Raw genomic sequence first — 17,597 nt, 5'->3', positions numbered from 1 at the left:
GTGTGGGCCTCGGCCGGAGCGAGGCCAATTGGCCTAAATCACTATTGCACAATCGGTTCCGTGCCAATGTCAAACGGCACCCGACCTGTGATCATCCGGCAGCAACCTACCGCGAACCAAGCTAATCAAAGGGAGGAAAAAAGACACGCGCCGGAATCATAAGATCCCGGCGCGTATCCTACGTACTTGGCGGTCTGGCTACTTGATCTGCTTCAGCTCGACCCGCCGGTTGTTCGCACGACCAGCCGCGGTCGCGTTGGTGTCGATCGGGAAGTCCGGACCGTAGCCCTTGGCCGTCAGCATGCCAGTCGGGACACCCTTGCTCTCGAGGTACTTCACGACGGCTTCCGCACGCTGCTGCGAGAGCCGCATGTTGTGCGCGCGGCTGCCGGTGCTGCTGGTGTAGCCGGCCACCTCGAGCTTGTACCCGCTCGGATTGTACTGCACGAAGTTCGCGACCTTGTCCAGGATCTCCTGGGACGATGGGTCGAGCACCGCGCTGTTGCTCGCGAAGTTGACACCCTGCAGCACCACGGCCGTCTTGCCGGGTTCGAACAGGATCGGGCAGCCCTCGGCGTTCACCTTGATGCCGGCCGGGGTGTTCGGGCACTTGTCCATGTAGTCCGGCACGCCGTCGCCGTCCGAGTCAACCGGGCAGCCCTTGGCGTCCACCTTGGCGCCCGCAGGCGTGTCGGGGCACTGGTCGATCCCGTTGTACACGCCGTCGCTGTCCTGGTCCGCCGGGCAGCCCTTGGCGTCCACCGTCGCACCCATCGGGGTGTTCGGGCACTGATCGATCCCGTTATACACGCCGTCCTTGTCCGTATCCGACGGGCAGCCGGCCGCGTCCACCGTCGCACCCATCGGGGTGTTCGGGCACTTGTCGAGGTTGTCCGTCACGCCATCCTTGTCGGCGTCGCCGTAGGGGCAGCCGTTGGCGTCCACCGCGGTGCCGAGCGGCGTGTTCGGGCAGAGGTCGGGCGTCTTGTCCGGCACCCCGTCCTTGTCCGAATCCTTCGGCGTCCCCGGCTTGCCGCCGAACGCGAAGGTCAGCATGGCGTCCATGCCCAAGTCCCAACGGTGGTCGTTGGCCGGGCCCGTCTCATTGAAGGGATTGATGATGTAGTCGACTGTGCCATCGATCCGCAGCCCGACCTTGCCGCCGCCGAATCGCAGCCCGAGGAGCCCGCTTGGGCCAGCATCGTTATCGGTAATGAAGGGGCCGTAATAGGATTCAAGGCTGTCGCCGCCCCAGCTGTTGTACACGGCGCCCAAGCCGAAGATGAAGCCGAAGTTGCGGCTCATGTTGGCGTAATAGGTCAGCCGGCCATTCAGCGGCATCTGGGTGACATCGATGCTGCTGCCAGTGGGATTGGTGGAGTAGTAGAAGATGTCGCCCTCAATCCCGATCTTGTCGCTGATCATATAGCCGAGCCGGCCACCGAACCCGATGCTGTTATCCAGGTTGAGGGTGTCGGCGTAGAACGGAAGGCCGGCGCCGACGCCGACCTGGAACTGCCCCTTTTGCTGGGCGTTCGCTGAGGCGGCGATTCCGAGGGCCAGCAAGACAACGAGAACTGCACGCTTACCGAACATAGGGCCTACTCCTGAAGGTGAGAGGTCAGCAAGTAACCTATCCAGGGAATATGAAAGAACATGCGCCGGAATCGTGAGATCCCGGCGCATATCCTTCATACTTGGCGGCGAGCTACTTGATCTGCTTCAGCTCCACCCGCCGGTTGTTCGCGCGACCAGCCGCGGTCGCGTTGGTGTCGATCGGGAAGTCCGGACCGTAGCCCTTGGCCACGAGCATGCTGGCCGGGACACCCTTGCTGACGAGGTACTTCACAACCGACTCCGCCCGCTGCTGCGAGAGCGTCATGTTGTGCGCCCGGCTGCCGGTGCTGCTGGTGTAGCCGGCCACTTCCAGGCGGTACCCGGTCGGGTTGTACTGCACGAAGTTCGCGACCTTGTCCAGCGTCTCGGTCGAGGACGGATCGAGCACTGCGCTGTTGCTGGCGAAGTTCACGCCCTGCAGCACCACCGCCGTCTTGCCCGGCTCGAACAGCAGCGGGCAGCCCACTTCGTTGACCTTCATGCCGGCCGGGGTGTTCGGGCACTTGTCCATGTAGTCCGGCACGCCGTCGCCGTCCGAGTCAAGCGGGCAGCCCTTGGCGTTGACCTTGACGCCCGGAGGCGTGTCGGGGCACTGGTCGATCCCGTTGTACACGCCGTCGCTGTCCTGATCCGACGGGCAGCCCTTGGCGTCCACCGTTGCACCCATCGGGGTGTTCGGGCACTGATCGATCCCGTTATACACGCCGTCCTTGTCGCTGTCCGACGGGCAGCCGGCCGCGTCCACCGTCGCACCCAGCGGGGTGTTCGGGCACTTGTCGAGGTTGTCGGTCACGCCATCCTTGTCGGCGTCGCCGTAGGGGCAGCCGTTGGCGTCCACCGCGGTGCCCAGCGGCGTGTTCGGGCAGAGGTCGGTCTTGTCCGGCACCCCGTCCTTGTCCGAATCCTTCGGCGTCCCCGGCTTGCCGCCGAACGCGATGCTCAGCATGGCGTTCAGGGCCAGGTCGAAGCGAGTGTCCTGGGCGGTCGGGCTGCCGAGGATCGCATTGGTGGAGTCATTGATCGGGTTGAGGATGTAGTCCCCGGTCAGGTCGACGCGCATCGACACCTTGCCGGCGGTGCCGAAGCGAAGGCCGATGAGGCCGCTCGGGCCACCGTCGCTGGCCTGGGAGTTCATGAAGTAGCCCTCGGTATCGCTCCCGCTCCACGAATTGTCCACGTACCCAAGGCCGATCACCGCCCCCAGCCCCGCGCCGATTGGCGCGCTGTAGGTCAGGCGCGCATGAATCGGGACCTCGGTGATATTCACACCGGTGTACTGGGCGCTTGAGGGCTCGGTGTTGTAGTAAAACGCATCCGCTTCGATACCGATCTTGCTCGTGAACATGTAGCCCAGCCGCGCACCGACGCCGACGTTGTTGTTCAGGCCGAGATCGGAGGCGTAGAAGGGCAGACCGGCGCCAATGCCGAACTGAATCTGTCCCTTCTCCTGGGCGTGCGCCGGCACCGTCGCCAGGAGGGCGACCGCGGCGCAGAGCAGTGTGAACTTGCGGCTCATGAAACGTTCCTCAGAGGGTGTGGGCCTCGGCCGGAGCGAGGCCAATTGGCCTAAATCACTATTGCACAATCGGTTCCGTGCCAATGTCAAACGGCACCCGACCTGTGATCATCCGGCAGCAACCTACCGCGAACCAAGCTAATCAAAGGGAGGGAGACACGCGCCGGAATCATAAGATCCCGGCGCGTATCCTACGTACTTGGCGGTCTGGCTACTTGATCTGCTTCAGCTCGACCCGCCGGTTGTTCGCACGACCAGCCGCGGTCGCGTTGGTGTCGACGGGAAGTCCGGACCGTAGCCCTTGGCCGTCAGCATGCCAGTCGGGACACCCTTGCTCTCGAGGTACTTCACGACGGCTTCCGCACGCTGCCGCGAGAGCCGCATGTTGTGCGCGCGGGCTGCCGGTGCTGCTGGTGTAGCCGGCCACCTCGAGCTTGTACCCGCTCGGATTGTACTGCATGAAGTTCGCGACCTTGTCCAGGATCTCCTGGGACGATGGGTCGAGCACCGCGCTGTTGCTCGCGAAGTTGACACCTGGCAGCACCACGGCCGTCTTGCCGGGTTCGAACAGGATCGGGCAGCCCTCGGCGTTCACCTTGATGCCGGCCGGGGTGTTCGGGCACTTGTCCATGTAGTCCGGCACGCCGTCGCCGTCCGAGTCAACCGGGCAGCCCTTGGCGTCCACCCGCGTCGCAGGCGTCGGGGCACTGGTCGATCCCGTTGTACACGCCGTCGCTGTCCTGGTCCGCCGGGCAGCCCTTGGCGTCCACCGTCGCACCCATCGGGGTGTTCGGCACCGATCGATCCCGTTATACACGCTGTCCTTGTCGCTGTCCGATGGGCAGCCGGCCGCGTCCACCGTCGCACCCATCGGGGTGTTCGGGCACTTGTCGAGGTTGTCCGTCACGCCATCCTTGTCGGCGTCGCCGTAGGGGCAGCCGTTGGCGTCCACCGCGGTCCCCAGCGGCGTGTTCGGGCAGAGGTCCGTCTTGTCCGGCACCCCGTCCTTGTCCGAATCCTTCGGCGTGCCCGGCTTGCCACCGAACGCGATGCTCAGCATGGCGTCCATGCCCCAGTAGAACTGGTTCTGGGTATAGGGATTGTCAGCCATGATCGGCGAGGGGATGTAGTCGGCGGTCAGGTCGACGCGCGCGCTGACCTTGCCACCGGCGCCAAACCGCAGCCCAAAGAGGCCGCCCGGGCCGTAGTCGCTGTCCTTGTCGTAGGAGGTGCTGTCACGCATGAAGTACGTCCCGGCATCGCCGCCCCACTTGTTGTAGGCGAAGCCGAGGCCGAAGATCGCGGCCAGACCCTTGCCCATGGGAGCGTTGTACGTGAAGCGGGCGTGCCCCATCGTCTGGTCGATGTTCACGCCGGTGTAGCTGGCGCTCGACGGCTCGGTGGAGAGGAAGAAGGCGTCCACCTCGAACCCGAGCTTGTCGGACATCATGTACCCAAGGCGACCACCGGGGCCGACCTTGTCGCTCAGGCCCATGTAGGAGGGGTACCAGGGCAAGGCGACTCCCACGTCAACCAGGAAGGTGCCTTTCGATTGGGCGTGCGCAGGTGCCGTCGCCATCAAGGCGATCGCTGCGCAGAGAACTGAGAGCTTACGGATCATGAAACGCTCCTGAGGGGTGTGAAACTCGGCTGAGGCGTTGTGGAATCGCCCGAGCGGATGATGCTCATCAAGGTGTGCACTGACACCGAATTGTGACAAATCCTGGACCCGTTCCCGAAGCGGCCTGCCGCGGCCAGCGGCGAACCCGAGGGAACGAGGGGTCGGAGTTAAACTAACACGGGAAGCCGCAAGGGGCTATCCCTCCCCGCCAACGTGCGCCGGAGGATGGCCGAGCGCAAGAGGACCCGAAGATTACCCGAAAGACGAACCCCACCCCGGCCGAAGCCAGGATGGGGGAGTGCGCCGCGTAGGAATCGAACCTACAACCTAGTGATTAAGAGTCACTTGCTCTGCCAATTGAGCTAGCGGCGCGTGGTGCATAGCCCCAACGGGAGTCGAACCCGTCTCTCGACCTTGAAAGGGTCGCGTCCTAACCGATAGACGATGGGGCCGAGGCCCACCCGATGGTGCCGTCCATAGCGCTAACGGGATTCGAACCCGTGTACCAGCCTTGAGAGGGCTGTGTCCTAGGCCTCTAGACGATAGCGCCGTGTTGTGTCCCGACAGGCCCGGCAGGAATCGAACCTGCAACCCCCGGTTTTGGAGACCGGTGCTCTACCAATTGAGCTACGGACCTCTGCCGACGCTGTTCCGTCGGGCGTCGCGGGCAGGGTGGCTGACGGGGATCGAACCCGCAACCTCCGGAACCACAATCCGGCGCTCTAACCGATTGAGCTACAACCACCACGAGGACCGAGGGCCCTGCCTAGCCCGGAGAAAATATTGGCAGACCTCCCCCCGGTCAAGGCCAGAACTCCTCGGCCAGCAGCGCCGTCGCCTCGTTGGGAACCACTTGAATCCCATCGACTTCCACCAAGGGGACGATCCCCCGCGCCGCGTTGGCGGCAAACCCGCCGTGCGCCGACAGCTGCGCCCCCGGAAGAGAACCCTCCTGCAGCCCGCCCGCCACCTCGGCGAGCCGGGCGCGGGCCACGCCCGGCAGGATTCCGAGATCGAGCGGCGGTGCGGTCAGCACACCCTGATCCCACCAGAAGAGACTCCAGATCGAGGACTCGGCAACGAATCCCTCCTCCGAAAGAAAGAGGACGTCATCCCCGCCGCGCGCCGCGGCATCGAGCCGCGCCACGTCCAGCCATTCCCGATCGGTCGTCTTGTGCCGGTAGCCGCGATGAGGCAGCAGGGCCGTGCGGAGTCGCAGCCCCTTCGGCTCCTCGAGTTGCCGGGTCGTGACCAGGACCCGCTCTCGGCTGGCGTAGGCAATCCGGCAGATCCGGTCGGGCCCGCCCGAGGGAGGCACGAGTTCCGCCGGAATGGAGTAGCCGAGTGCCGCGGCGCTCCGCCGGGCTCGCGCCTCGTGGAGCGACCAGAGCGGCACCCGTCCATCTCGGACGCGCACTGTCTCGAGCAACGCCATCAGGACACGCGGCGCCTCAGGCACGCGCGGCGACCCGGCCAGATGCACGACTGGCCAGAATGGAGCGGAGTCCGGTGGCCCCGAGGATCAACGCGCCACCTGCCAGCGCCCACGAGCCGGGCCGCTCCCCATGGACCAGCCAGGACCAGACGGGGTTGAGCACCGGTTCCACCAGGAGGATGATGGAAATCTCGAGTGCGGGGAGTTTCCCTACGGCCCGCGTGACGAAGGCATAGGCGAGGGCGATCTGGAAGACTCCGAGGTAGACAATGGCGACCCAGTCCCCGGCGCCGATGCCGCTGAATGGAAGCGACATTGGAAGCGTGGCCAGGAACGCGAAGCCGTTGCCCAGCACCACCGCCCCCGCCGGCGATCCCCCCGACTCATCGGCCCCCATCCAGCGCAGCCCCATCAGCGTCAGCGCCCAGGTGAAGCCGGACAACGCGGCCAGGACATTGCCCTGGAACGGCGCGGGCGCGGTTCGGACCGGCACGTCCGTCCCGGTAAAGAACAGCATCAGGCCGACGGCGACGACGGCCATGAACCCGACGTCCGGGAGCCGGATCTTCTCCTTCAGCAGCCAGGGGGCCAGGAGGAGGATGTAGAGCGGCCCGGTCGCCTGCAGGAAGATCGTATTCGCCGACGTGGTGAGCTTGTTCGCCTTCACGAAGAGCACCAGCGTGGCGGCATAGGCAAGCGACACCAGGAAGGTTCGCGGCCGAATGCTGCGCATCGCGCCGGGGAGCAGCATGGCCAGCGCCACCGCCGCGATGCCGGAACGGAGGCACGCCACCTGCCAGCTGGTCATGGCCGTGGCCTTGATGACCGCCCCACCGGTCGAGAACAGCACGGCCGCGATCACCAGCTGGAGACGGGCCCGTTGGGTGGGAATCATGGGCGAAGAATGCGGCCGTATTGGGGGGCCGTGCAAGTTATTGGGCCAGACGCATCTCCCGGCTGCCTCAAACCAGGAGACAGTCATGCGTCGTCGATTCCCTCTCGCGCTGGTGCTCGTCGCCAGCGCGGCCTCCCCGGCCGGTGCTCAGGGCTGGGTCGAGGTCGTAGCCCGTCCTGTGTCCATTCGGCCCGCCCCGATCGGCGGGCCCGTCATCCGCACCCAGAGCAATGTCCGCATCACCCTCGACGGCCGGATCGCCCGCGTCGAAGTGGAGGAGCGCTTCCGCAACACCGGAAGCGGCATCGCCGAAGGCACCTACCTCTATCCGCTGCCCGGCGAGGCCGTCTTTACCGGCTACTCCCTCTGGATGGGCGACCAGGAACTGCAGGGAGAAATGCAGACGGCCGACCAGGCCCGGTCGGTGTACGAAGAGATCGTGCGGCGCCAGCGGGATCCGGCGCTGCTCACCTATGCCGGCCATGGACTGATCCGCGCGCAGATCTTCCCGATTCAACCAGGCGAAACCCGAAAAATCGTCCTCCGCTACACCCAGGTGCTCGGCCGCGATGGCGACGCCCTGCGCCTGCGCTACGCGATCGGTCCGCGCACCACGTCGCGCAGTCAGGGGGATGAGGGCACTCCGCAGGACCTCTTCTCCATGTCCGTGACCGCGCCCGGCGAGGCGACCTTCGGCACGCCCTATTCGCCGACCCACAACGTGACATCCCGACGCACTGGCGGCCGGCTCGTGGTCACCGTGCCCGGCACCGCGTCGGGGGATCTCGACCTGCTCTTCCCGCTCCGTCGCGGGCTGGTCGGCGCCAGCGTCCTGACGCACGCCTCCGCTGGTGAAGACGGCTACTACATGCTCCTGCTGGCCCCACCGGACGCCGCCACCAGCGAGGCCCTGCCCCGCGACCTGACCCTGGTGGTCGACGTATCGGGGTCGATGTCCGGCACCAAGCTCGAACAGGCCAAAGCCGCCCTCACGCAGGCGCTCGGCGCCCTCGGCGCGCGGGATCGGTTCCGCCTCATCGCCTTTTCGTCCGGGGTGACCGAATTCCGCACCGGCCTCACCCCCGCCACCCGCGCCAACGTGACCAGTGCGCAAGACTTCGTGGCCAGCCTCTCCGCCGGAGGCGGCACCAACATCGAGGGGGCGCTCGACGTCGCCCTCGGCGGGTCACGGAACGCAGAGCGCGTTTCGCTGGTGGTCTTCATGACCGACGGCCTCCCGTCCGTCGGTCAGACCCAGCCGGAGCAGATCGCCTCCGCGGCTGGCAGCCGGATCGGAGGATCCCGCATCTTTACTGTCGGCGTCGGGACCGACGTCAACACCTTCCTCCTCGACATGCTGGCCAAGGAAGGGCGTGGCAGCGCAACGTACGTGGCCCCAAACGCCGACGTCGAGGTGGCGGTGGGCACCTTGCTGGGACGGATTCGGCATCCGGCGCTGACCAACCTCCGCATCGTGAGTGCTCCGGTCACGCTGCTGGAGTCCCAGCCGGCCCAACTGCCCGATCTCTTCTATGGCGAGGAATTGGTCGTCTTCGGGCGGTACCGCGGGACCGGCAGCGGTAACGTGGTCATCGAGGGGCAGCGGAACGGCCGGCGCGAGCGGTTCACCGCCACCGCCCGCTTCACCAGCCGCCAGCCCGACAACGCGTTCGTTCCACCGCTCTGGGCCTCCCGGAAGATCGGGGAGCTCACACGGACGGCCCGGCTCGAAGGCGCATCGCCTGCCATCATCGAGGAAATCCGCCAGCTCGGATTGCGCTATGGACTCCTGACCGAGTACACCTCGTATCTCGTGCTCGAACCCGGCGCCGTGGTGCCGCCGGAAGTGGCCCCGGAACTCCGTGGCGGGCGCGACGCGGCCAAGCGGATGACTGGCCAGGCGGCGTTCAACAGGGCCGAGGCGAGCTCGCGCGAGGCGGAGGTCAAGACGCTCGCGGCCGCCGATGCCGCGGCCGATGAACGGCTTGCCCGCACGCCACCCGCGGTGGGCGGCGTCCGCGCGGACTCACGCCGGATCGCCGGCCGGATCTTCGTGGACCGCGACGGCACCTGGACCGACATGACGTACAAGCCGGAGAGTCCCGTCGTGGCGGTGAAGCCGTTCAGCCCGGCGTATTTCGAGCTGGTGCAGGCGTTGCCCGAACTGGCATCGTGGCTCAGTGTTGGCGACCAGGCCGTCATCGCCGGCATCCGGATCAGCATTCGCATCGATCCGGCCGGTATCAGCAGCTGGCGGGGCACCAAGCTCGCCACCACGGTCCGCGACTTCCGCGGGCAGTGACACCTTTCCCGGTGCGGCGCGTGGCTTGCAGGGCAGTTGCCCCTGCAGGCCACACCCCACCAACCCGATCGAGCGCATGACAGCAGACCTGGCCGCCCTCTTCCGTGAACACCACGCCGCCCTCGTCCGGGTTCTCTACCGGCGGACGGGGGATCACGACCGTGCGGAAGACATCGCCCAGGAGACCTTTGCCCGGGCCGTGGCCGCTCCCCCCCGCAACCCCCGGCCCTGGCTCTTTGCCGTGGCGCTGAACCTGGTTCGCGAGGATGGGCGGAAGGCGGTGCGGCGGGGACGGCGGCTCGAGTTGTACCGCGCGGAATCGCCGCAGTCGGCGCCGGCGGCGGACCAGGCCATGGACCGGTCCGACAATGTGCGCGCGGTGCAGGACGCCCTGGCGACGCTGGGCGAGCGGGACCGCGAGGCGCTGTTGCTCAAGGCCGAAGGCTTCAACTACGATGAAATCGCCGAGACGCTCGGCCTCGCCAAGGGAGCGGTCGGGACGACGCTGTCGAGAGCGCGGCGCAAGCTGGTCGAGGCGTACCGCACGCAGGGAGGGCGGAATGTCGCATCCTGACGAAGGCACCATCCAGATGCTCCTCGACGGGGAGCTCGATGCCATCGAGCGCGGGCGCGTGGAGCGCCACATCGCGGAATGTGCTTCCTGCGCCGCAAACCTGGCCGAGGCGCGCGCGTTCCTCGAGGAGGCAGATCGGCTGGTGGAGGTACTGGCCGTGCCGCCGCGGGCGGCCCAGCCCCGCGCCTCCCGCAGTCGGCGCACGCTGGTGCGGACCCTCGCCTGGGCCGCCAGCATCGTGATCGCGGTGGGCGCGGGGTACTGGGCGCGGGGTTCGACGCCGCTCACACCCGACACCGCGATCCTGCAGGATGGGGAGGCGGGTCCGACGCCGAATACCGCCCCACCACCGCTGGCGGCACGGGATGAGCCTGTGCGCGCTGCGGTGCCGGCGGAATCGGGTACGCGCAGAGATACCGACGCCGGGAAGACGACGGGCGAGGCGAAGGCCGCGGCTCCGGCCCGTGCAAACGAATTGGCGCCGAAGGCGATCGCTCCGTCGCCGGCGAGCCCGACGATCGCCATCAGGGCGGAGCGGGCGGCCCAGCCGGAGGCGCTCGCCGCGGATCAGGCGGTCAGCCGCTGGCGCGTCATTTCAATGGAGGAGGCGGTGCGGTTGCTCGGCGGTCAGCTGCGGCTGATCGATGGGCTGACGCCGGATCGCGTGGAGACCGGCCCGGGCACGGCCGTGGCGGGTGCGGATCCCGCGCTGCCACTGGTGCGCGTGGTGTATGCGGCCGGCGCGGTCATCCTCGACCAGCAACGGCCCATGCTCGTGGCGGATACGCGGCAGGGAAACGCCGCCAAGCCCGTCGGGGGCGTCGGGGGCGTCGCCCAGGAGTCGTCCGCCACCGCCTGGCAGCAGCAGGGAGAGATTCGATTCGTGGTGACGGGGAATGTGTCGACCGACTCGCTCAAGGCACTGGGCGAGCGGGTGCGGTAACCTACGGCGTCGTCTGCCGCAGCGCCTCGACGTTGATGCGGATCTCGACGTCGTCACCCAGCATGCTCCCGCCCCCTTCCAGGACACGATTGTAGACGACGCCGTACTCGAGACGGTTGAGGGTCGTGACCACCTCGAACCCCGCGCGCGGCCGTTCACCGGGCATGACGCCGAGCGCGACCCCCTTCAGGATGACCGGCCTGGTCACCCCTCGCATGGTCAGGTCCCCGGCGATGGTGAGCGAGTCGCCCACCTGCGCCACGGTCCGACCGACGAAGGTGATGGTCGGAAAGCTGTCGACGGCGAAGAACCGGCCCGAGCGCAGGTCGGCGTCACGGCGGTCGTTGCGAGTGTCGATGCTGGCCGCGTTGATCGTGACGGAAACCGTGCCGCTGGCCCAGTTGGTCGGGTCGCCCAGAATAGCGCCGGACCAGTCGGTAAAGGTGCCGCTGACCCGGCTCATGAAGTGCCGGATGCGGAACGTCACCTCGGAATGCGCGACGTCGATGTTCCAGGTGGGCAGCGGGGGAGCCTCTGGCGCCTGGGCGGCAAGGCCGACAGGGGCGAGGACGAGGCTGCCGAGCGTGACAGCGACACGAGCAATCCGAAGCATTCGATCTCCCAAGAAGTCGTAGGCGCGTTGCTGCACTACGGCAGAGGCCTGCCGTTGTTTCCCGATTCTGCGAGAAACGCCTGGTAGGCGCCCTTGAGCAGCCGCTGGAAGTGGTAGACCCCCTCCTCGTACTTCACCGAGAAACGGCCGCGGTCGTACGCGCGTGACTCGACCCCGCGCTGCACCCGCTCGCAGATGTCGATGTCCTCCCGCTGCACCGCGTCGGAGTAGGCCAGGTCCTCCTCGACCAGGCGGCGGACGGCGGGCGCATCGGGGTCGGCATAGAAGTACTGGAACACCACCCGGCAGCGCGCGGGTCCGAGCGGCAGGACGAGGTTGGTCTGGAGGCGGCCCGGCAAGATGTTGAGCATGTAATTCGGGAAGAGGCAGTAGTAGAACGCCGCGCCGTCACCCGAGGTGTAGAGGTTGGCCGCACCGCTGAGCGGGCTGTGCTGCAGCGAGTACCAGTCGAAGCACTCGGTCCGGTAGCTCTGGAAGTCATAGAGCTTGACCAGTTCGGGGTGCACGTGCGGGACGTGGTAGCCCTCGAGATAGTTGTCGACATACACCTTCCAGTTGCAGGCGATGTCGTATTCCACTCGCCTCACGAACTGGAGCGCGCCGAGTTGTGCCGGGGCAATCTGCTCCACGATCCCCTCGACATACTGCGCCAGCGGCGGCGCATCCTCCCACAGGTTCACGAACACCTGCCCCTCCCACTCCGCCACGCGGACCGGGACCAGCCCGTAGTCCTTCCGGTCGAAGAGTTCCACCCGGTCGAACTGCGGCACGCCGCGGAGCGAGCCGTCGAGGAGGTAGGTCCACCCGTGGTACTTGCACTGCAGGGCCCGCACGCACCCCTCCGGCTCCACGGCCAGGGGGCCCCCACGATGCTTGCAGACGTTGAAGAAGCCGCGCAGCACGCCATCCTTCCCGCGGACGACGATGACCGGATTCCCGGCCACGTCGGCCGACAGGAACTGTCCCTCCTCCTTCACCTGCGCCGCGTGGCCAATCCCCTGCCAGGTGCGGCCGAACACGGCGTCCCGGTCCAGGCGGTCGAAGGCCGGATCCCAGTACCAGCGGGAGGGGATCGTTTCGGCCCGCGCCAGCGGCTGCACCTCGAGATCGGCCGCCGGAATCTCGGGGAGGTGGATGGTATCGGTCTGCATGACGTATATTACCTGCAGGAAACCCCTTCCGCACCCCGTTCCCCGCTTGAGAGTGAGTGACGCATGGCTCCGACTTCGACCACTCCCGCCCAGAAGACTCCGGCCCCCGTGAAGGGGGAATCGATCACCATGGCGGGTGGCAAGCTTTCCGTGCCCTCCCATCCGATCATTCCGTTCATCGAGGGCGACGGCATCGGGCCCGACATCTGGCGGGCGTCGCGGCTGGTGCTCGACAGCGCGGTGAAGGCCGCCTATGGCGACAAGCGGCAGATTGCGTGGGTGGAGGTGCTGGCGGGGGAAAAGGCCAAGAACCAGGTGGACAATTGGCTCCCCGAGGCCACGCTGCAGTCGATCACCACCCACCTGGTGGCCATCAAGGGGCCACTGACCACGCCGGTCGGGGGCGGCATCCGCTCCCTGAACGTGGCGCTGCGCCAGAAGCTCGACCTCTACGCCTGCGTGCGGCCGGTCCGGTGGTTTGCGGGAGTGCCATCCCCGGTGAAGGACCCGGGCCAGGTGGACATGATCATCTTCCGGGAGAACACCGAGGATATCTACGCCGGCATCGAGTACAAGGCGGGCACGCCTGAAGTGAAGAAGCTCATTGCCTTCCTGCAGCAGGAGCTCGGGGTCACGGCCATCCGCTTCCCGGACACCAGCTCGATCGGCATCAAGCCGGTCTCTGCCGAGGGGTCAAAGCGGTTGATCCGCGCGGCGCTGGACCATGCGATTGCGCACAACAAGAAGAGCGTGACGCTGGTGCACAAGGGCAACATCATGAAGTACACCGAGGGCGGGTTCCGCGACTGGGGGTACGAACTCGCGAAGCAGGAATACGGCGCCGTCGAAATCGACGGGGGCCCGTGGTGCCGGCTCCCGAACGGGATCATCGTCAAGGACGTGATTGCCGACGCCTTCCTGCAGCAGATCCTGACACGGCCGGCGGAGTACGACGTGATTGCCACCCTCAACCTGAACGGCGACTTCATCTCCGACGCCCTGGCGGCGCAGGTGGGTGGCATCGGCATCGCGCCGGGTGCCAACATCAACTACCAGACGGGGCACGCCATCTTCGAGGCGACCCACGGCACCGCGCCGAAGTATGCCGACCAGGACAAGGTGAACCCGGGCTCGGTGATTCTGTCAGGGGAAATGATGCTGCGCTACCTGGGGTGGGACGAGGCGGCGGACCTGATTGTGCGCGCCATCGAGCGGACCATCGCGGCCAAGCTGGTGACCTACGACTTCCACCGGCAGATGGAGGGCGCCACGCTCCTCAAGACGAGCGAGTTTGCCCGGGCGCTGGTGGAGCGGATGGCCTGAGGACTGCCGCCCGTCACCCCGGCCCCCGGCTTTCGCCGCGGCAGAATCGCCGGGGTCCAAGGTTCTCCCAAGACGAAGGAGGGTCGGAGTAGAGGGAGGCTCGGAGGAACTGCGTTGGTGGGTGTGCTCGCCACCACCAGGCGGTTTTGCGACCTTCCGGCAGTCTTCCGACCCTCCCTCGTTCTCGGTTCCTGCCCCGCCGATTTCACCTCACCCCCTGTCCCCCTCTCCAGGATCTGGAGAGGGGGGACGCCCGGACGGCTTCACCATGACAGCTGGTGCCGGTGCAGCGCTCAGGGCCTCCGGGTTTCCGTGGGCAATGATGGCGCGGATACGGGCTGGGAAGCCGCCAGCGTCGGGTCGAAGTCGGGCACCAGTTCCATCAGGAGCCGGCGCAGCTCCACCTCGGGCCGCCCCTCCTGGGCCGCGATGATGATCCGGCTGACCCGCTCGGAGGTGCCCGCCGGGAGGGTCGCATTCGTGGCGCAGAGCACCTTTTCGTGCTCGGTCGGTGTGGCATTCTCGGCGCTGAAGAAGAGCTCCTCGTAGAGCTTCTCGCCCGGCCGACTCCCCGAAAACCGGATCTCGATGTCGGTGCCGACTTCCTTGCCGGACAGCCGGATGAGGTCGGCGGCGAGGTCGGCGATCTTGATCGGCTCCCCCATGTCCAGCACGAACACTTCCCCGCCCTTCCCCAATGACCCCGCCTGCAGGACCAGCTGCACCGATTCCGGAATCGTCATGAAGTAGCGGCGCATTTCGGGATGGGTGACCGTGACGGGCCCCCCGTTGCCGATCTGGCGCAAAAACGTCGGCACCACGCTGCCGCGCGAGCCGAGCACGTTGCCGAACCGCACGGACACGAAGTTCCGGCCGTGCTCGCTTGCCGCCCTCTGCACCACCATCTCCGCGACCCGCTTGGTGGCCCCCATGATGTTGGTGGGGTGCACCGCCTTGTCGGTCGAGATCAGGACCAATCGTTCGACCTGGAACTCGGCGGCCAGCTCGACCACGTTCCTGGTGCCGAGGATGTTGTTGGTGATGGCCTCGGCGACGTTGCGCTCCATCATCGGCACATGCTTGTGCGCGGCGGCGTGGAACACCGCGATGGGGGTCCATTGCCGGAAGGCCTGGCTCAGCAGTTCGCGGTCGCGCACATCCACGATGACCGGGACGAACTCGATATCGGGCGCACTGGCCCGCAGCTCGTTCAGGATATCGAAGATGGAGTTCTCGCCATGTCCCGCGAGGATGACCCGCTCGGGGCCGAGGTCCACCAGCTGCCGACAGAGTTCGCTTCCGATCGACCCGCCGGCGCCGGTAACGAGCACCGTATGGCCCGCCACGATGGTCCGCACCCCCTCGAGACTGGTGGTGACCGGTTCCCGCCGGAGCAGGTCCTGGATCTCCACCTTCCGCAGGGCGCGGATCGCCACCCGACCGGAGATGATGTCGAACATGCCGGGGACGGTGCGGGTCTTCACCTTGGCCGCGGCAGCTGCGTCAAGCACCTCGCGGATGACGGTGCCCGGCGCCCTCGGCATCGCGATGATCACCTCATCGATCTTATGCGACTTGACGATGGTGGTGAGGTCGCCGAGTGACCCCAGCACGGGAAGGTTGAACACCCGATTGCCCTGCTTGGAGCGATCGTCGTCCACGAAGCCGACGGGATCGAGGCCGAGTTCGGGATTGCCGCGCAGTTCACGGACAATCATGGCCCCGGCGGCACCGGCGCCGGCAATCAGGGCCCGCTGCGCGTCCTTCTGCCGGCCTGAGCGACGCCGGGCGGCGATCAGCCGGACGGCCATCCGCGGCAGCGTAAAGATGGCGGCCGCGAAGAAGCGTCGAGCACGAGCAGCGAGAGTGGGACCCGATGCGGCGCGAGGCCCCGCGCCCGAAATGACAAAGGCGCCGACCAGAAAGCAGAGGACGCCCGAAACCGCGGCGGCGGCCAGGATCTGTTCCACCTCGTGTACACTGGCGTGTCGCCAGACCCGCCGGTAGAGCCCCGACCCGAGCGCCACCCCCATCTTGATTGGCAGCGAAAGCACCACGAACCAGGCGGCAACGAGTGCATACCCCGGTGGCCAGGTCAGCCCTTCAAAGCGGATTGTAAAGGCGGCCAAGGTGGCGAGAGGAAGCAATACGGCGTCAAGCGCCAGGAGGTGGCGGTTGCGCAGACCGGCGGGTGGGTGGGCTCTCAACTGTGGGGTCAGTGGTGTCTCCACGTGGTGGACGACACATAATGTTACACGGCTGTGTCAAGCTGGCGTCAAGTAGTTGTCATACAATAGCTTGGGGGTCGGAATTGGTAAAGGGGGAGGCGTGCTGACTGAGGACGCCGGAATATCACCGTCGCAGGCGCGCGGAATGACGGTCGAGCGCGACACCGAGGCCAAGCACGCAAATGAAATAGGCAGCGATTGCAGGGCTCATCCAACCTGGCGGTAGGAGAGCGATGGGCAGAGCTGCCGCGGCCATCGCCGCATAGAGCACTGTGACCCGGGCATGGCCCCAGCTTCCGTTTGCCAGTCGCTGGTACAGGTGGCTGCGGTGAGCCTCGGTGACGCGCTCTCCGCGCCTCAGGCGCCGCAACAGGGTGACAGTTGCATCCAGGAACAATGGGTACAGTGGCAGGAATGCAATGACGACCGTTGCCCGCCCCTCCCTGATCAGCAACAGCCCTCCCAATACGAACAACAGGCCAAGCGCCCCGGAGCCGACATCGCCAAGAAAGATCCTGGCGGGTGGCCAGTTCCACAGCAGGAATCCTGCGGATGCACCCGCGAGCACAAGGCCGACCACTCCGGCCATTCCACCAGACTCGCCAAGGAGCGCGAGGTAAGCGCCAAAGATGACTGCCTGCGAGCCGATGAGTCCGTCGATCCCATCCATGAAGTTCACCACATTGATGGCAGAGACGGCCCAGAAGATCCACCAGAATCCGGCGAACATCTCCATCCACGCGGGGACTGCGGAAGGCCAGAGCGCGAGCGGGAGCAGCATTGCGCCCGCGGCGAGGTGGGCCATGAGCCGGGCGCGCACGCCAAGCGAGCTCCGATCATCGAGCCAGCCAACGAGTGCCGTCAGCACCACCCCGGTGAGGGCGAGCAGCAAGGAAGGGCTTGAACGGACTCCCGACAGCATGAGGAGGACAAGCAACACTGCCGCGACGAGGCCCAGCCCGCCACCGCGGGGAGTCGGCTGCGTGTGGGAGGCCCGGGGGCCCGGATGGTCGAGGATCTGATGCCGGAGCGCGTAGCGCCGAGCGGCGCCGACAAGGAGCCAGGACAGGAGCGCCGGAGTCAGGGTAACCCGCAGTAGCTCGATGTTCCTCATCGGAGCGCCTCGCGACTCCACCAGGCAGCGGTCTCCTCAAGACCAGCTGTCACAGTCTGCGGGGCGGTCCAGCCGAGCCGATCGCGGATCTTGCTGGAATCAACCTGGAGCGAACCGAGCAGGCGTTCCGCTTCGTTCGAACGACCAGCAACCCTGGCCGCGGCCCTCAGCAACCGCTCCGGCCAGTGGAACAGGCGAGCCGGCCGTCCAAGGCCGATTGCGAGGTGTGCAATCAGCGTTGATG

14 protein-coding genes and 5 tRNA genes are annotated in these 17,597 nt (G+C 66.7%); 4 read left to right on the top strand and 15 right to left on the bottom strand.

Annotated features, from left to right (window positions below):
* Nucleotides 1-198: 198 nt before the first annotated feature.
* From R2910_13930 to R2910_13885, 10 genes are all read right to left on the bottom strand, one after another.
* On the bottom strand, nucleotides 199-1,596 hold the full coding sequence (locus R2910_13930; protein ID MEZ4414079.1) for an OmpA family protein: 1,398 nt from the start codon (nucleotides 1,594-1,596) through the stop codon (nucleotides 199-201).
* Between the two features lie 112 nt (nucleotides 1,597-1,708).
* Nucleotides 1,709-3,133, bottom strand: coding sequence for an OmpA family protein (locus tag R2910_13925; protein ID MEZ4414078.1), 1,425 nt, complete (start codon nucleotides 3,131-3,133; stop codon nucleotides 1,709-1,711).
* Between the two features lie 211 nt (nucleotides 3,134-3,344).
* Nucleotides 3,345-4,754, bottom strand: coding sequence for an OmpA family protein (locus tag R2910_13920; protein ID MEZ4414077.1), 1,410 nt, complete (start codon nucleotides 4,752-4,754; stop codon nucleotides 3,345-3,347).
* Nucleotides 4,755-5,053: 299 nt separating this feature from the next.
* Nucleotides 5,054-5,126: transfer RNA gene (locus R2910_13915), tRNA-Lys, on the bottom strand.
* Between the two features lie 8 nt (nucleotides 5,127-5,134).
* Nucleotides 5,135-5,206: transfer RNA gene (locus R2910_13910), tRNA-Glu, on the bottom strand.
* A gap of 25 nt (nucleotides 5,207-5,231) precedes the next feature.
* A tRNA-Glu gene (locus R2910_13905) sits at nucleotides 5,232-5,304 on the bottom strand.
* Between the two features lie 14 nt (nucleotides 5,305-5,318).
* Nucleotides 5,319-5,391 (bottom strand) — tRNA-Trp (locus R2910_13900).
* Between the two features lie 34 nt (nucleotides 5,392-5,425).
* Nucleotides 5,426-5,499, bottom strand: a tRNA-His gene (locus R2910_13895).
* A 57-nt stretch (nucleotides 5,500-5,556) separates the two neighbouring features.
* The gene (locus R2910_13890; protein ID MEZ4414076.1) at nucleotides 5,557-6,213 is read right to left on the bottom strand and encodes an aminotransferase class IV; all 657 of its coding nucleotides are present in this window, start codon (nucleotides 6,211-6,213) and stop codon (nucleotides 5,557-5,559) included.
* Nucleotides 6,206-7,084, bottom strand: a complete 879-nt coding sequence (locus R2910_13885; protein MEZ4414075.1) for a DMT family transporter — start codon at nucleotides 7,082-7,084, stop codon at nucleotides 6,206-6,208. Before R2910_13885 ends, R2910_13890 begins: the two co-directional genes overlap by 8 nt.
* Before the next feature lie 85 nt (nucleotides 7,085-7,169).
* Here R2910_13885 and R2910_13880 point away from each other — a divergent pair, with 85 nt between their 5' ends.
* From R2910_13880 to R2910_13870, 3 genes are all read left to right on the top strand, one after another.
* Nucleotides 7,170-9,386, top strand: coding sequence for a VIT domain-containing protein (locus R2910_13880; protein ID MEZ4414074.1), 2,217 nt, complete (start codon nucleotides 7,170-7,172; stop codon nucleotides 9,384-9,386).
* Between the two features lie 76 nt (nucleotides 9,387-9,462).
* A complete protein-coding gene (locus R2910_13875) occupies nucleotides 9,463-9,960 on the top strand; it encodes a sigma-70 family RNA polymerase sigma factor (GenBank protein ID MEZ4414073.1) in 498 nt (165 codons plus the stop codon).
* Nucleotides 9,947-10,903, top strand: a complete 957-nt coding sequence (locus R2910_13870; protein MEZ4414072.1) for a zf-HC2 domain-containing protein — start codon at nucleotides 9,947-9,949, stop codon at nucleotides 10,901-10,903. The genes R2910_13875 and R2910_13870 overlap by 14 nt, the downstream gene beginning before the upstream one ends.
* Nucleotide 10,904: 1 nt before the next feature.
* Here R2910_13870 and R2910_13865 read toward each other — a convergent pair whose 3' ends face one another.
* Nucleotides 10,905-11,516, bottom strand: coding sequence for a YceI family protein (locus R2910_13865; GenBank protein MEZ4414071.1), 612 nt, complete (start codon nucleotides 11,514-11,516; stop codon nucleotides 10,905-10,907).
* Nucleotides 11,517-11,551: 35 nt separating this feature from the next.
* Nucleotides 11,552-12,688, bottom strand: coding sequence for an aromatic ring-hydroxylating dioxygenase subunit alpha (locus R2910_13860; protein ID MEZ4414070.1), 1,137 nt, complete (start codon nucleotides 12,686-12,688; stop codon nucleotides 11,552-11,554).
* Between the two features lie 63 nt (nucleotides 12,689-12,751).
* Here R2910_13860 and icd point away from each other — a divergent pair, with 63 nt between their 5' ends.
* On the top strand, nucleotides 12,752-14,011 hold the full coding sequence (icd, locus tag R2910_13855) for an NADP-dependent isocitrate dehydrogenase (GenBank protein ID MEZ4414069.1): 1,260 nt from the start codon (nucleotides 12,752-12,754) through the stop codon (nucleotides 14,009-14,011).
* A 293-nt stretch (nucleotides 14,012-14,304) separates the two neighbouring features.
* On the opposite strand, the gene R2910_13850 is transcribed toward icd, so the two are convergent.
* The 3 genes from R2910_13850 to R2910_13840 all read right to left on the bottom strand — a co-directional run.
* On the bottom strand, nucleotides 14,305-16,158 hold the full coding sequence (locus R2910_13850; GenBank protein ID MEZ4414068.1) for a nucleoside-diphosphate sugar epimerase/dehydratase: 1,854 nt from the start codon (nucleotides 16,156-16,158) through the stop codon (nucleotides 14,305-14,307).
* A 205-nt stretch (nucleotides 16,159-16,363) separates the two neighbouring features.
* Complete coding sequence (locus R2910_13845; GenBank protein MEZ4414067.1) at nucleotides 16,364-17,131, bottom strand: hypothetical protein; 768 nt, start codon at nucleotides 17,129-17,131, stop codon at nucleotides 16,364-16,366.
* A gap of 218 nt (nucleotides 17,132-17,349) precedes the next feature.
* A partial coding sequence (locus R2910_13840; protein ID MEZ4414066.1) for a hypothetical protein occupies nucleotides 17,350-17,597 on the bottom strand: 248 nt, incomplete at its 5' end.

This window comes from Gemmatimonadales bacterium (genome assembly GCA_041390145.1).
GTDB lineage: Bacteria > Gemmatimonadota > Gemmatimonadetes > Gemmatimonadales > GWC2-71-9 > SPDF01.
The sequence above is the reverse complement of the archived record's forward strand: the minus strand, read 5'-3'. Positions and strand labels throughout refer to the sequence as shown.

Bases quoted from the DNA above. Each gene is read 5' to 3' on its own strand.
- R2910_13870 (MEZ4414072.1), top strand. From the start codon at position 9,947: ATGTCGCATCCTGACGAAGGCACCATCCAGATGCTCCTCGACGGGGAG.
- R2910_13875 (MEZ4414073.1), top strand. From the start codon at position 9,463: ATGACAGCAGACCTGGCCGCCCTCTTCCGTGAACACCACGCCGCCCTC.
- icd (MEZ4414069.1), top strand. From the start codon at position 12,752: ATGGCTCCGACTTCGACCACTCCCGCCCAGAAGACTCCGGCCCCCGTG.
- R2910_13925 (MEZ4414078.1), bottom strand. From the start codon at position 3,133: ATGAGCCGCAAGTTCACACTGCTCTGCGCCGCGGTCGCCCTCCTGGCG.
- R2910_13885 (MEZ4414075.1), bottom strand. From the start codon at position 7,084: ATGATTCCCACCCAACGGGCCCGTCTCCAGCTGGTGATCGCGGCCGTG.
- R2910_13865 (MEZ4414071.1), bottom strand. From the start codon at position 11,516: ATGCTTCGGATTGCTCGTGTCGCTGTCACGCTCGGCAGCCTCGTCCTC.
- R2910_13860 (MEZ4414070.1), bottom strand. From the start codon at position 12,688: ATGCAGACCGATACCATCCACCTCCCCGAGATTCCGGCGGCCGATCTC.
- R2910_13880 (MEZ4414074.1), top strand. From the start codon at position 7,170: ATGCGTCGTCGATTCCCTCTCGCGCTGGTGCTCGTCGCCAGCGCGGCC.
- R2910_13930 (MEZ4414079.1), bottom strand. From the start codon at position 1,596: ATGTTCGGTAAGCGTGCAGTTCTCGTTGTCTTGCTGGCCCTCGGAATC.
- R2910_13920 (MEZ4414077.1), bottom strand. From the start codon at position 4,754: ATGATCCGTAAGCTCTCAGTTCTCTGCGCAGCGATCGCCTTGATGGCG.